Origin of the sequence: Bradyrhizobium sp. CB2312, from assembly GCF_029714425.1 — a bacterium.
Taxonomy (GTDB): domain Bacteria; phylum Pseudomonadota; class Alphaproteobacteria; order Rhizobiales; family Xanthobacteraceae; genus Bradyrhizobium.
The window spans coordinates 556,233-570,023 of record NZ_CP121668.1 but is presented as its reverse complement, the minus strand read 5'-3'; the positions used below and the strand labels follow the sequence as shown (position 1 = coordinate 570,023).

Sequence of the window (13,791 nt, the reverse complement as noted above, 5' to 3'; positions counted from 1 at the left end):
CGCTTTCTCGCGCCGCTATAAATGTTCTCACTTAGGTACCGCGCCACACTCCGCTGTCGTCCCGGACGAGCGCAGCGAAGATCCGGGACCCATAGCCACAGGGAGTGGTTTGGCGAAGACTCGGAGTTACCGGCTCGCGCCGCAACTTCTCCCTGGGAGTATGGGTCCCGGATCGGCGCGCGCTTGGGGCGCGCTGGTCCGGGACGACAGCGGAGGATGATGCAACGGCAGCGCTCACGCCGCGCGGATGTTCACCATGAAGCGGTCGAGCTCGGCGCGCAGGCGCGTGCTTTCGCTGGAGAGCGATTTGGCCGAGTTCAGCACCTCTTCCGAGGCCGAGCCGGTCTCGGCGGCGCCGCGGTTGACCTGGCCGATATCGGTGGCCGCGGTCTGGGTGCCTTGCGCGACGGTCTGGACGCTGCGGGCAATCTCCTGCGTCGCCGCGCCCTGCTGCTCCACCGCGCTCGCGATCGAGGTCGAGATCGACGAGATCTGGCCGATGGTCGCGCCGATCTCCTTGATCGCGGCGACCGATTCGGCGGTGGCGCCCTGCATGCCCGCAATGTGCGATGAAATCTCGTCGGTGGCTTTCGCGGTCTGGCTCGCCAGCGACTTCACTTCGCTGGCAACCACCGCAAAGCCGCGTCCGGCCTCGCCGGCGCGGGCTGCCTCGATCGTCGCATTCAAAGCCAGAAGATTGGTCTGCTCGGCGATCGCCGTGATCAGCTTGACGACTTCGCCGATCTGCTGGGCGGCATGGGAGAGCTTGCCGATGCGGCCGTCGGTCTCCTTGGCCTGCACCACGGCGGCTTCAGCGATGCGGCTGGAATCGCGGACCTGGCGGCCGATCTCCTCGACCGAGGCCGACAGCTCTTCGGTCGCGGTCGCGACCGACTGCATGTTGCTGGAGGCCTGCTCGGAGACGCCGGCGACCTGGCTCGACAGGGTCTGCGTGGTCTCGGCGGTGCGGGTCAGCGTAGAGGCCGCCGATTCCAGCTGCACCGCAGAGGAGGAGACGTTGGAAACGATGGCGCCGACAGCGCTTTCGAAATCATCGGCAAAGCGGATCAGCTCGGAGCGGCGTGCGGTCGCCTGCTCCCTGTTCTGGGCTTCGCTGGCGGCGGCGTCGCGCTCGGCCTTGGCGACGGCCTGAACCTTGAATTCCTCGACCGCGCCGGCCATCTCGCCGATCTCGTCCTTGCGGCCGAGACCCGGCAGCACGACGTCGAAATTGCCCGAGGCAAGCTCGCGCATCGCCTTGCACATCGCGATCATGGGCCGCGAGATGCCGGTGCCGAGCAGGAAGGCGAGGACCGCGCCCAGCAGCGTGCCGCCGACGGCCAGCATCAGCACCAGCTGCTCGGTCTTGCCGATGGTCGCTTCAGACTCCGAATCCAGCCGCTGCTGCTCGGCGACGAGGTCCGCCTTCATAGCGGTGGCGCCTTGCAGGATCGCGCCGGCCGAGCCGCTCATCTCGGTGACGAGATCGTCGACCATCTTGGCGTTGGCGATCAGCTTCTCCAGCGCTTCGCGATAGGCGACGAGGATGGTCTTGGCGTCCTTCAGGCCGGCGACGATCTTGTCATCCATGGAATAGACCGCGCCGAGCGAGTTCTCGACGAATTTCAGCCGCGCCAGCGCACTGGTCGCGATGGCCTGGTCGGACGTCAGCACGAAATTGGTCGCCGCGGCGCTCGCGGTCTGGAATTGGGCGTTGACCTGCTTGGTGCCGAACTCGATCGCCTGCGCCTCGGAATCGGAGGCATTGTTGCCGATGTCGTCGAGCTTGTACTTCAGCAGATTAGCCTGGCGTGTGAGCTGGTTCTGCACCAAGAGCGCGCTGTCCCGCTTGGCCTGGAGCACCTTGGCGAAGGTCGCGGAGAAATTCGAAAACTCCTTGGCGAGCTTGGAAAGGCTCTCCTGCCGCGCCGGCGTCTTGGCACCCTTGACGGCCTGGTCGATGGCATTCTTCAGACTGGCCTCGGCATCCAGCGCCGTCTTGGCGTCATCTTCCTTGCCGGTAACGACGAAATATTTGACGGCCGAACGGTAGCCCAGCAGCTCGCGGTCGATGTTACGGGCAAGATCCGCCTCGGAAACGCTGCTGCGATAGGACCCGACGCCGGACGACACCCGCTCGAAGCCGAAATAGGAGAAGGCCATGCTGCCGGCGGAGATCACCAGCACCGCGGCGAAGCCGAGGATGATCTTGGCGCGGAACCTGAGGGTCGGAAATATTGTACGCTTCGACGGCGACGCGATACGCCCGGACATTCCAACCCCCATTTATTCTATTCAGCCGAGATCCGGAGGCGCCCCGCCCCCCGACCTGGATGCGCAAAACTAAGGCAGAATCGATAAGGGGCGGTAAATTCGGCACGTCCGCCCAATGCGGGGCTTGATCGGCCAGAGGCCGACCGGTGGGATGACAGCTGGCATCCCACGAAGCTGGCCGGTCCGGCCGCCAAATCCTCGACCCGCCCGCGCAAGTCGTTGCGTCCACGGCCGGATCGATGACTTTTCCATGACCGGGGCGACCAAAATCCCAGTTGCAAAGTCCGGACGCCGCTGTCTCTAATTAGAAACAATCAAAATCATCCCGGGAGGACTACAACCGTGTCTACAGTCAAACTGACGGTGAACGGCAAGGCCGTCGCCGTCGACGTCGAGGATCGCACGCTGCTGGTCCATCTGCTGCGCGATCACCTCAATCTCACGGGAACCCATGTCGGCTGCGACACCAGCCAATGCGGCGCCTGCGTCGTCCACATGGACGGCCGTGCGGTGAAGTCCTGCACCATGCTGGCGGGCCAGGCTGACGGCGCCAACGTCACCACCATCGAAGGCATCGCCAAGGGTGACGAGCTGCACCCGATGCAGGCCGCCTTCCGCGACAATCACGGCCTGCAGTGCGGCTATTGTACGCCGGGCATGATCATGTCGGCGATCGACATCGTGCACCGCCATGGCGGTCAGCTCGACGAGGCCACAGTCCGCCAAGAGCTCGAAGGCAATATCTGCCGCTGCACCGGCTACCACAACATCGTCAAGGCCGTGCTGGATGCAGCCGGACGCATGAAGGTCTCGCAGGCGGCCGAGTAAGCGGCCCGCCTCGAATAAGAACCACCGCCGCGGCTTTCGAGGGAAAGCGCGGTCAAAACAATTTCCGGTCGGGAGGACCAGACATGGGTGTTGAAGGCATCGGCGCGCGCGTCGTGCGCAAGGAAGACAAGCGTTTCATTACCGGCAAGGGCCGGTACGTGGACGACATCAAGCTCACGGGCATGACCCATGCCCATTTCATCAGAAGCCCGCACGCGCACGCCAAGGTGAAGAAGATCGACTCGTCCGCCGCGCTGAAGATGCCGGGCGTGGTCGCGGTGCTCACCGGACAGCAGCTGGTCGACGACAAGGTCGGCAACCTCATCTGCGGCTGGGCCATCACCTCCAAGGACGGCAGCCCGATGAAGATGGGCGCATGGCCGGCGATGGCGCCGGAGACGGTGCGCTTCGTCGGGCAGGCCGTCGCGGTCGTGATCGCCGACAGCAAGAATCTGGCACGCGATGCGGCCGAATCCGTCGTCGTGGATTATGAAGAGCTGCCCGCCGTCGCCGACATGCAGTCGGCCATCAAGGCTGGCGCGCCGCAGCTTCACCCCGAAGCTCCCGGCAACCAGGTCTATGACTGGGTGATCGGCGACGAGGGCGCGGTGAGCGCCGCCTTCTCGAAGGCTGCCAATGTCGTCAAGCTCGACGTCACCAACAACCGCCTCGCTCCGAACGCGATGGAGCCGCGCGCGGCGATCGCCGATTACGATGCGGCGGAAGAGCACTTCACCCTTTATACGACCTCGCAGAACCCGCACGTCGCCCGCCTCGTGCTGTCGGCGTTCTACAACATCGCCCCCGAGCACAAGCTGCGCGTGATCGCCCCCGACGTCGGCGGCGGCTTCGGCTCGAAAATCTTCATCTATCCGGAAGAGATGGTGGCGCTGTGGGCCTCGAAGAAGGTCGGCCGTCCCGTGAAATGGACCGGCGACCGCACCGAGGCCTTCCTCACCGACGCGCATGGCCGCGACCACGTCACCCATGCCGAGATGGCGTTCGACGCCAACAACAAGATCATCGGCTTGAAGGTGAAGACCTACGCCAATTTCGGCGCCTACATGTCGCTGTTCTCCTCGTCAGTGCCGACCTATCTCTACGCGACGCTGCTGTCGGGCCAGTACAACATCCCGGCGATCCATGCCGAGGTGATCGGCGTCTACACCAACACCACGCCTGTTGACGCGTATCGCGGCGCGGGCCGGCCCGAAGCGAGCTATCTGATCGAGCGGCTGATGGAGACGGCGGCGCGGCAGCTCAAGGTCGATCCGGCCCAGCTGCGCCGGACCAACTTCATCACCCAGTTCCCGCACCAGACGCCGGTGATCATGGCCTATGATACCGGCGACTTTAACGCCTCGCTCGATGCGGCGATGAAGGCGATCGACTATGCCGGCTTCGCCGCGCGCAAGGCGCAAGCGAAGTCACAAGGCAAGCTGCGCGGCATCGGCGTGTCCTGCTACATCGAGGCCTGCGGCATCGCACCGTCGAAGGCGGTCGGCAGCCTGGGCGCCGGCGTCGGCCTGTGGGAATCGGCCGAGGTGCGCGTCAACCCGGTCGGCACCATCGAGATCCTCACGGGATCGCACAGCCACGGCCAGGGTCATGAGACGACGTTCTGCCAGCTCGTCGCCGATCGCCTCGGCGTTCCCATCAGCCAGGTCTCGATCGTCCATGGCGACACCGACAAGGTGCAGTTCGGCATGGGCACCTACGGCTCGCGTTCGGCGGCCGTGGGCCTCACCGCGATCCTGAAGGCCATGGAGAAGATGGAATCCAAGGCCAAGAAGATCGCCGCGCATGCGCTGGAGGCGTCGGAAGCCGACATCGTCATCGAGAACGGCGAGTTCAAGGTGACCGGCACCGACAAGGCGATCGCCTTCCCGATGGTCGCACTCGCGGCCTACACCGCGCACAACCTGCCTGACGGGATGGAGCCGGGCCTGAAGGAAAGCGCCTTCTACGATCCGACCAACTTCACCTTCCCGGCGGGCACCTATATCTGCGAGCTCGAGGTCGATCCCGGCACCGGCAAGACCTCCTTCGTCAACTTCGTCGCGGCCGACGATTTCGGCCGGCTGATCAATCCGATGATCGTCGAGGGCCAGGTCCATGGCGGCCTGGTTCAAGGCATCGGGCAGGCATTGCTGGAGCACGCGATCTACGATGCCAACGGCCAGCCGGTGACGGCCTCGTTCATGGACTACGCAATGCCGCGCGCCGACGATGTGCCCTCGTTCAACCTCTCCCACACCACGACGCTGTGCCCGGGCAATCCGCTGGGCATCAAGGGTTGCGGTGAGGCCGGCGCGATCGGCGCGTCGGCGGCCGTGATCAACGCGATCACGGATGCGATCGGCAAGAACAATCTGGAAATGCCCGCAACCCCTGATCGGGTGTGGCGCACGATCCACGCGGCTTAAGGGGAGGACCGAACATGTACCAGACCACCTATCATCGCGCCTCCTCGGTCGACGAAGCCGCCAGTCTGTTCGGCAAGAGCAGCGAGGCAAAATTCCTCGCCGGCGGCCAGACGCTGCTGCCGGTGATGAAGCAGCGCCTCGCGGGGCCCTCCGACGTGATCGACCTCGGCAAGATCAAGGAGCTGATCGGTGTCGAGGCCGCCGGCGACACGCTGACCATCAAGGCCGCCACGCCGCATTACGACGTTGCGACCAGCGATGCCGCGAAGACGGCGATCCCCGCGCTCGCCTATCTGGCGTCGCTGATCGGCGATCCCGCCGTGCGCTATCGCGGCACGATCGGCGGCTCGATCGCAAACAACGATCCCGCCGCGGATTACCCGGCCGCGCTGCTCGCGCTCGGCGCCACCGTGAAGACCAACAAGCGGTCGATCTCCGCCGAGGACTTCTTCCAGGGCCTGTTCACGACGGCGCTTGAAGATGGCGAGATCATCACCGCCGTGTCGTTCCCGGTTCCGGCGAAAGCGGGCTACGCCAAGATGCGGCACCCGGCCTCGCGCTTCGCACTGACCGCCGTATTCGTCGCGCAGACCAAATCCGGCGAGATCCGCGTCGCTGCGACCGGCGCCTCGCAGAGCGGCGTGATGCGCGTTGGCGCCATCGAAGCCGCGCTGAAGGCAAACTGGTCGCCGTCGGCGCTGGACAACGTCAGCATTCCCGCGAATGGATTGCTGGCCGACATCCACGGCACGGCCGAGTACCGCGCCAATCTCGTCAAGGTCATGGCGCAACGCGCAGTGGCTGCGGCAGGCTGATCGCCCTGCTCTAGCGACTGAACACAAGATTTCCGCGGCGCGCAGAAATGCGCGCCGCTTTTTTGATGCGCCCATGCGTGAAAAGCGCTTGCCTCGCTGGCGTGAAGGCGAGAAAAGTTAATCAGCCAATTAACTCGCCCCCAAGAGCAACGTCAGAGGCGTTTGCCGGACCACCGGCATTTGGCCGCGACCCGAGGAAACAACATGCTCGATAAACCAGCCCAGAACACATCCGTTCGTACCTCCGGCCCGCTCTCGGGCTTCCGCATCGTCGAATTCGCCGGCATCGGGCCCGGCCCGTTCGCGTGCATGATGCTGGCCGACATGGGCGCCGATGTCGTCACGCTCGACCGCGTCGGCGCCAAGAAGAGCATGAAGTCGGTGGCGGGGCGCGGCCGCAAGGTGATCGAGCTCGACCTCAAGGACCAGGCGGCAATCGCGCAAGTGCTCGACCTGCTCGCCAGCGCCGATGCGCTGGTCGAAGGCTTTCGTCCCGGCGTGATGGAGCGGCTCGGGCTCGGCCCCGATGTGGTGCTCGCGCGCAATCCAAAACTCGTCTACGGCCGTATGACCGGCTGGGGCCAGGAAGGCCCGCTCGCCAACGCCGCCGGCCACGACATCAACTACATCTCCATCACCGGCGCGCTCGCCGCGATCGGCACGAAGGAAGCACCGGTGCCGCCGCTCAACCTCGTCGGCGATTTCGGCGGCGGCGCGCTCTATCTCGTCGTCGGCGTGCTCGCCGCGCTGCTGGAAGCGCAAAAGTCCGGCAAGGGCCAGGTGGTGGACGCCGCGATGTGCGACGGCGCGGCATCGCTGATGTCGTTCTTCTTCGACATGACGACCCTCGGCCGCTGGACCGAGGGGCGTAACCAGAACTTCCTCGATGGCGGCGCGCATTTCTACGGCGTCTACGAATGCGCCTGCGGCCATTTCGTCTCGATCGGCTCGATCGAGCCGCAGTTCTACGCGCTGCTGCGCGAGCGCGCGGGCCTTTCCGACGCAGATTTCGACGCGCAGATGAATCCCAAGGCGTGGCCGGCGCTGAAGGAAAAGCTGAAGGCCGTGTTCAAGAGCAAGACGCGCGAGGACTGGTGCAAGATCATGGAAGGCACCGACATCTGCTTTGCGCCGGTGCTGACCATGTCGGAAGCGACGCAGCATCCGCACATGGTGGCCCGCAACGTCTTCCTCGAGCGCCACGGCGTCAAGCAGCCCGCGCCGGCGCCGAGATTCTCGCGCACGCCATCGGCGGTGCGGGAGCCGGAGGGTGCGGAGATTGGCACCGTGACGGCGGCGTGGAAGAGATAGAGCCGACGGGCACGCTCTCGTAGGGTGGGCAAAGCGAAGCGTGCCCACCACTTTGACCGAGATCGCGGAGAGATGGTGGGCACGGCGCTACGCGCCTTTGCCCACCCTACGGCAATGTGCCTGACGGCCGCGTCCCTACGCCGCGTTCCCCACCTTCAGCACCCCGCGCCGGATCTGATCCTCCTCGATCGACTCGAACAGGGCCTTGAAATTGCCTTCGCCAAAGCCGTCGTCGCCCTTGCGCTGGATGAACTCGAAGAAGATCGGGCCAATCGCGTTGGCGGAGAAGATCTGGAGCAGCACCTTGGTCTGGCCACCATCGACCACACCCTCGCCGTCGATCAGGATGCCGTTCCGCTGCAACCGCGCGACGTCCTCGCCATGCTTGGGCAGGCGTGCGTCGATCTTCTCGAAATAGGTCTCGGGCGGCGACGGCATGAACGGCAGGCCGGCGGCGCGCAGGCCTTCGATCGTGCCGTGGATCTCGCGGCAGCCGCAGGCGATGTGCTGGATGCCTTCGCCGCGATAGGTCTTCAGATATTCCTCGATCTGGCCGGAATCGCCGGCGTCCTCGTTGATCGGAATCCGGATCTTGCCGTCCGGGCTGGTCAGCGCGCGCGAGAACAGGCCGGAGGCGCGGCCCTCGATGTCGAAGAAGCGGATCTGGCGGAAGTTGAACAGTTTTTCGTAGAAGCCGGCCCAGACATCCATGCGGCCGCGATGGACGTTGTGGGTGAGATGGTCGAGATAGAACAGGCCGGCGCCATGGGGCTGCGGATCGCGCGCGCCGAGCCAGTCGAACTCGGCATCATAGGCCGAGCCCTTGGCGCCGTAGCGATCGACCAGATAAAGCAGGCTGCCGCCGATACCCTTGATCGCGGGCACGTCGAGCGTCTTCTGCGCCGATGATACGTCGGCGGGCTCCGCACCGAGCGCAATCGCGCGGTCATAGGCCGCCTTGGCATCGACGACGCGAAACGCCATCGACGGCGCGCAGGGGCCGTGGGCGGCGACGAACTCGTAGCCGTGGGTGCCGGGCTCCTCGTTGACGAGGTAGTTGATGTCGCCCTGGCGATAGACCGTGATCTTCTTGGTCTTGTGGCGCGCGACGGGCGCATAGCCCATCAGCTTGAACAGCGCGTGCAGCTCTTCCGGATTGGGATGCGCATATTCGACGAACTCGAACCCGTCGGTGCCCATCGGATTGTCGGCGGTGATCGTGGCCGGCGGTGCATCGTGCGGAAACGGACCCATGGTGCTCTCCCAAATGGCTGCTAGAGAGGAACTATCCTTCATCGAGCGCGCAATGAGCGTGCAAACGGGACATGATTTGGCTATCCTATGCACGATCCGTGCATAAAATGGACAAACGACGCATGATTTCCGTGGACGCCTTCGACCTCAAGATCCTGACCGCGCTCCAGGACGACGGCCGCCTCACCAACCAGGAGCTCGCCGAGCTCGCAGGTCTCTCGGCCTCGCAATGCTCGCGGCGACGGATGCGGCTGGAGGAGGAGAAGGTGATCGCGGGCTATCACGCCGACCTCTCCAGCGAGGCACTCGGCTTCGGCGTCATCGCCTTCATCCAGGTGGGGCTCGCGACCCACTCGCCGGACAATTCAAAACGCTTCCGTGCACTGGTGAACCGCATCGACGAGATCCAGGAGGCTTATTCGCTCACGGGAGATGCCGACTACGTGCTCAAGGCCGTGCTGCGGGACCTCAAAGGTCTCTCCAACCTCGTCAACGACGTGCTGATGCCGCACCAGAGCGTCGCTCATGTGCGCTCCTCGATCGTGCTCGACCGGCTGAAGGAAAGCTCAAAGCTGCCGCTCAAGGAGATCAAGCCCGGCTGAAATGGTGGGAACTACGGCATTCGCGCTTCAGCGGCGATCTGCGATGATTGCGGCCAATCCGGGAGATCGAGCCATGGCCCTCCAGCTGAGACCGAACTGCGAATATTGCGACCGCGACCTGCCGCCTGATGCAACGGACGCGCGGATCTGCTCGTACGAATGCACGTTCTGTGCGGATTGCGTCGAGACCAAGCTCTCCAACGTCTGCCCGAACTGCGGCGGCGGCTTTGCCCCGCGCCCGATCAGGCCGACGCAGGAATGGCGGCCGGGCGTGTGCACGAGCAAGCAGGCGCCGTCCGACAAGCGGGTGCATCTGAAGTACAGCCTGGAGGACGTCGCGGCGCACTGCGCGCGGGTGCGCGACGTGCCGCCGGAGCAGAGGTGAACTGCCTCCACTTCGTCATTGCGAGCGCAGCGAAGCAATCCAGACTATCTCCCCGGAGACAGTCTGGATTGCTTCGTCGCTTCGCTCCTCGCAATGACGGAGCTTGTGGCGATGGCGGAGTTCACTCCGCCGCCAATATCGTCCCCTCGACCTCGCCGAACCCGACGCGATAGCCGTTGCCCTGGCACCAGCCGCGCATCACGAGGCTGTCGCCGTCTTCGAGGAACGAACGCTTGGCACCGCCGGGCAGCTCGGCCGGCTCGGTGCCGTTCCAACTGATCTCGAGCAGGCTGCCGCGCTGGTTCTTCTCGGGGCCGGAGATGGTGCCGGACCCCAAGAGATCGCCGACATTCATGGCGCAGCCGGAGGAGGCGTGGTGCATCAACTGCTGCACCGAGGACCAATACATGTATTTGAAATTGGTACGGCTGATGCTGGCGGGCGCGTTGGCACCCGCAGCGCGCAAGGAGACGTCGAGCTCGACATCATAGTTCTGCGGCTTCGCCTGCTTGAGATAATCCAGCGGCACCGGCTCCTGCTCCGGCCCCTTCTGACGGAACGGCTCCAGCGCCTCGCGCGTCACCACCCAGGGGCTGATCGAGGTCGCGAACGCTTTCGCCAGGAACGGCCCGAGCGGCACATATTCCCATTGCTGGATGTCGCGCGCGCTCCAGTCGTTGAGCAGCACGAAGCCGAAGATCATCTCCTCGGCTTGGCTCTCGCTGAGCATGCCGCCCATCGGTGAGGGCTGGCCGATCACGACGCCCATCTCCAGCTCGAAGTCGAGCCGCTTGCACGGGCCGAAGCTCGGCACATCGACGTTCGGCGGCTTCAGCTGCCCGCGCGGCCGCTTCACCTTGGTGCCGGAGACCACGACGGTGGAGGCGCGGCCGTTATAGGCGATCGGCATATGCAGCCAGTTCGGCTGCAGCGCATTGTCCTTGCCGCGGAACATCACGCCGACATTGGTGGCGTGCTCCTTGGACGAATAGAAATCGGTATAGCCGGAGACCGCGAAGGGCAGATGGAGTCTTGCATCGCGCATCGGTACCAGCACCTGCTTGCGAAGCTCCTCGTTGTCGCGCAGCTCCGGATTATCGTGGCGCAACAGCTCGCTGATCCGCGCCCGCGTCCTGGTCCAGACCTTTGGTCCGAGTGCCATGAAGGGATTGAGCGAAGGCCCGGAGAACACGCCAAGCGGGCCGACGTCGAGCCGCGAATCCTGCTCGAGCTCCCAGAGGTCGAGCACGTAATTGCCGATTGCAACGCCAACCCGCGGCGTCGGATTGGCCGCGGTCGAGAACACGCCATAGGGCAGGTTCTGGATCGGGAAATCGGAGGTGGGATCGATTTCGATGAAGGAGCGGAGGCTGGGGTCGTTGGGGTGAATTGTCACTTTTCGCTCGATTCTTTCTTCCTTCTCCCCTTGTGGGAGAAGGTGGCGCGAAGCGCCGGATGAGGGGTCTCTATCAGCGAACTCAATTGCAAGAGAGTCGCTCGCGGAGAGAGACCCCTCACCCGTCTCGCCGCTATCGCGGCGAGCCACCCTCTCCCACAAGGGGAGAGGGTAGGAACGTCACGGCTTGTTCGGATCGAACCGCTTCTCCAGGCCCTTCCAGCAATCCGCGTAATCATCCTGGAGCGTCGACGACTTCGCGGCGTGCGCCGTGACGCGCTGCGGGTAGCGGGTCTCGAACATGAAGGCCATGGTGCCGGTCAGCTTCACCGGCTTCAGCTCGCCATTGCTGGCGTGCTCGAAGGCGTCGCGATCGGGGCCGTGCGGCAGCATGCAATTGTGCAAGGAGATGCCGCCCGGGACAAAACCTTGGGGCTTGGCGTCGTAGACGCCGTAGATCAGGCCCATGAACTCGCTCATGATGTTCATGTGATACCAGGGCGGCCGGAAGGTGTTGTCGGCGACCATCCAGCGCTCGGGGAAGATCACGAAGTCGATATTCGCCGTGCCCGCGGTCTCCGACGGCGAGGTCAGCACCGTGAAGATCGAGGGATCGGGATGGTCGAAGCCGATCGCGCCGACCGGCGAGAACGCGCGCAGATCGTATTTGTAGGGCGCGTAATTGCCGTGCCAGGCAACGACGTCGATTGGCGAATGCGGCAGGGTCGTTTTGAACAGCGAGCCGCCCCATTTGACGTAAAGCTCGGTCGGTGTGTCCTTGTCCTCGTAGCTCGCAACCGGCGTCAGGAAGTCGCGCGCATTGGCGAGGCAATTGGCGCCGATCGGGCCGCGCTCCGGCAGCGTGAAGGCGCCGCCGTAGTTCTCGCAGAGATAGCCGCGCGCCGGCCCGTTCGTGATCTCGACGCGGAATTTGACGCCCCGCGGTATCACGACGATCTCGCCGGGCTCGGCGTCGATGCGGCCGAACTCGGTGACGAGACGCAGATTGCCCTGCTGGAGCACGAACATCAGCTCGCCGTCGGCATTGTAGAAATGCTGGTCCACCATCGACTTGGTGATGAGGTAGACATGCGCGGCCATGCCGGCCTGCGTGTTGACATCACCGGCGGTGGTCATGGTCTGCACGCCCTGGAGGAAAGTCACCTCCTCCTTCGGAAGCGGCGTCGGATCCCAGCGCAGCTGCGCGATCGGCAGGTCGTATTCATGGCACGGCGCCGAGCGCCACAGGCCGGCATCGACTTTCTCGAAGCGGCCGGAATGCTTCACCGAAGGACGGATGCGGTAGAGCCAGGAACGCTCGTTGGTGCCGCGCGGCGCGGTGAAGGGCGAGCCGGAGAGCTGCTCGGCGTAAAGGCCGTAGGCGCAGCGCTGCGGCGAGTTGCGCCCGATTGGCAGCGCGCCCGGCAGCGCCTCGGTCTCAAAGCTGTTGCCGAAGCCGGACATATAGCCCGGCGTCACCTGGGCCGAGCTGCGGACGATCTGATCAGGCGAGGTATTGATGTTCATGACTATCCTCCTCCTTGCAGGGCGGCCCACATTTCCTGGTCGCGCTTGTCGGTCCAGATCACGGGATCGTCGATCCCCGACGCCTCGTCATAGGCACGCGAGACGTTGAACGGCAGGCAGTGCTCATAGATGGCGAAGCTGTGGAACTTCGGATCCATCACCTCGCGCGTCGCCGCCATCGATTCCTTCAGCGTGCGCCCCTTGGCGACCGAAATTTCGGCCGCGCCATAGAGCGAGGTGACGAAGTCGCGCGTCATTGCGATGGCCTCGCGTACCGTGCCAACGCCCTTCAGTGCATCGCCGCGACCCGGTGCGATCGCCTTGGGATTGAAGTTGCGGATCTCGTTCAGCGTCAGCGGCCATTCGCGCAAATGCGCATCGCCGCAATAGCAGGCGGAGTGATATTCAATGAGGTCGCCGGAGAACATCACTTCGGCATCCGGCACCCAGGCGACGATGTCGCCGGAAGTGTGACCCGCGCCAAGCTGCATGAGCCGCACCTCGCGTTTTCCCAGATAGATCGACATCTCGCCTTCGAACGTCAGCGTCGGCCAGGTCAGGCCGGGAATGCTGGCCGCATCCTGGAACAGGCGCGGGAAGCGGCCGTACTCGGAATCCCAATCCTGCTGACCGCGCTCGGCGATCAGCCGATGGGTCTCCTGCGAAGCCACGATTCCTTGCGCCTTGTAGGCGGAGGCGCCAAGCACGCGCACGGCGTGATAATGCGACAGCACGACATATTTGATCGGCTTGTCGGTGACGGCTTTGACGCGCTCGATCACCTTGTTCGCCATTGCAGGCGTCGCCTGCGCGTCGAACACGAGGCAACCGTCATCGCCGACGATAACAGCGGTGTTCGGATCGCCCTCGGCGGTGAAGGCGTAGAGATCGGTACCGATCTCCGAGAAGGTGATCTTCTTCTCGGAGAGATCGCCGGTGGATGCGAAGTTCTTCGCCATCAGGTCATCCTTAA

General features: G+C 64.5%; 11 protein-coding genes. 6 read left to right on the top strand and 5 right to left on the bottom strand.

All coding sequences use genetic code 11. From position 1 onward, the window contains the following. Nucleotides 1-234 precede the first annotated feature (234 nt). Nucleotides 235-2,274 carry a HAMP domain-containing methyl-accepting chemotaxis protein gene (locus QA642_RS02700; RefSeq protein ID WP_283083270.1) on the bottom strand — a complete coding sequence of 680 codons (2,040 nt, stop codon included), beginning with the start codon at nucleotides 2,272-2,274 and terminating at the stop codon, nucleotides 235-237. Between the two features lie 342 nt (nucleotides 2,275-2,616). Here QA642_RS02700 and QA642_RS02695 point away from each other — a divergent pair, with 342 nt between their 5' ends. From QA642_RS02695 to QA642_RS02680, 4 genes are all read left to right on the top strand, one after another. Continuing rightward, entirely contained in the window at nucleotides 2,617-3,102 is a 486-nt protein-coding gene (locus tag QA642_RS02695) for a (2Fe-2S)-binding protein (RefSeq protein ID WP_027563543.1), read from the top strand. Nucleotides 3,103-3,185: 83 nt separating this feature from the next. Next, nucleotides 3,186-5,528, top strand: coding sequence for a xanthine dehydrogenase family protein molybdopterin-binding subunit (locus QA642_RS02690; protein ID WP_283083269.1), 2,343 nt, complete (start codon nucleotides 3,186-3,188; stop codon nucleotides 5,526-5,528). Between the two features lie 14 nt (nucleotides 5,529-5,542). Beyond that, nucleotides 5,543-6,343, top strand: a complete 801-nt coding sequence (locus QA642_RS02685; RefSeq protein WP_283083268.1) for a xanthine dehydrogenase family protein subunit M — start codon at nucleotides 5,543-5,545, stop codon at nucleotides 6,341-6,343. A 204-nt stretch (nucleotides 6,344-6,547) separates the two neighbouring features. Beyond that, the gene (locus QA642_RS02680) at nucleotides 6,548-7,654 is read left to right on the top strand and encodes a CaiB/BaiF CoA-transferase family protein (RefSeq protein WP_283083267.1); all 1,107 of its coding nucleotides are present in this window, start codon (nucleotides 6,548-6,550) and stop codon (nucleotides 7,652-7,654) included. Nucleotides 7,655-7,789: 135 nt separating this feature from the next. On the opposite strand, the gene hppD is transcribed toward QA642_RS02680, so the two are convergent. Then, nucleotides 7,790-8,908, bottom strand: a complete 1,119-nt coding sequence (gene hppD / locus QA642_RS02675; protein ID WP_283083266.1) for a 4-hydroxyphenylpyruvate dioxygenase — start codon at nucleotides 8,906-8,908, stop codon at nucleotides 7,790-7,792. A 122-nt stretch (nucleotides 8,909-9,030) separates the two neighbouring features. Here hppD and QA642_RS02670 point away from each other — a divergent pair, with 122 nt between their 5' ends. Continuing rightward, a complete protein-coding gene (locus tag QA642_RS02670) occupies nucleotides 9,031-9,510 on the top strand; it encodes an Lrp/AsnC family transcriptional regulator (protein ID WP_027563548.1) in 480 nt (159 codons plus the stop codon). A 73-nt stretch (nucleotides 9,511-9,583) separates the two neighbouring features. Next, nucleotides 9,584-9,895 (top strand): DUF1272 domain-containing protein, encoded by a 312-nt coding sequence (locus tag QA642_RS02665; protein WP_283083265.1) that lies wholly within the window; start codon nucleotides 9,584-9,586, stop codon nucleotides 9,893-9,895. Between the two features lie 121 nt (nucleotides 9,896-10,016). Here QA642_RS02665 and fahA read toward each other — a convergent pair whose 3' ends face one another. From fahA to QA642_RS02650, 3 genes are all read right to left on the bottom strand, one after another. Next, nucleotides 10,017-11,291, bottom strand: coding sequence for a fumarylacetoacetase (gene fahA, locus QA642_RS02660; protein ID WP_283083264.1), 1,275 nt, complete (start codon nucleotides 11,289-11,291; stop codon nucleotides 10,017-10,019). Nucleotides 11,292-11,471: 180 nt separating this feature from the next. Then, nucleotides 11,472-12,818 carry a homogentisate 1,2-dioxygenase gene (hmgA, locus tag QA642_RS02655; protein WP_283083263.1) on the bottom strand — a complete coding sequence of 449 codons (1,347 nt, stop codon included), beginning with the start codon at nucleotides 12,816-12,818 and terminating at the stop codon, nucleotides 11,472-11,474. A 2-nt stretch (nucleotides 12,819-12,820) separates the two neighbouring features. Continuing rightward, on the bottom strand, nucleotides 12,821-13,777 hold the full coding sequence (locus QA642_RS02650; RefSeq protein ID WP_283083262.1) for an MBL fold metallo-hydrolase: 957 nt from the start codon (nucleotides 13,775-13,777) through the stop codon (nucleotides 12,821-12,823). Nucleotides 13,778-13,791: the final 14 nt, after the last annotated feature.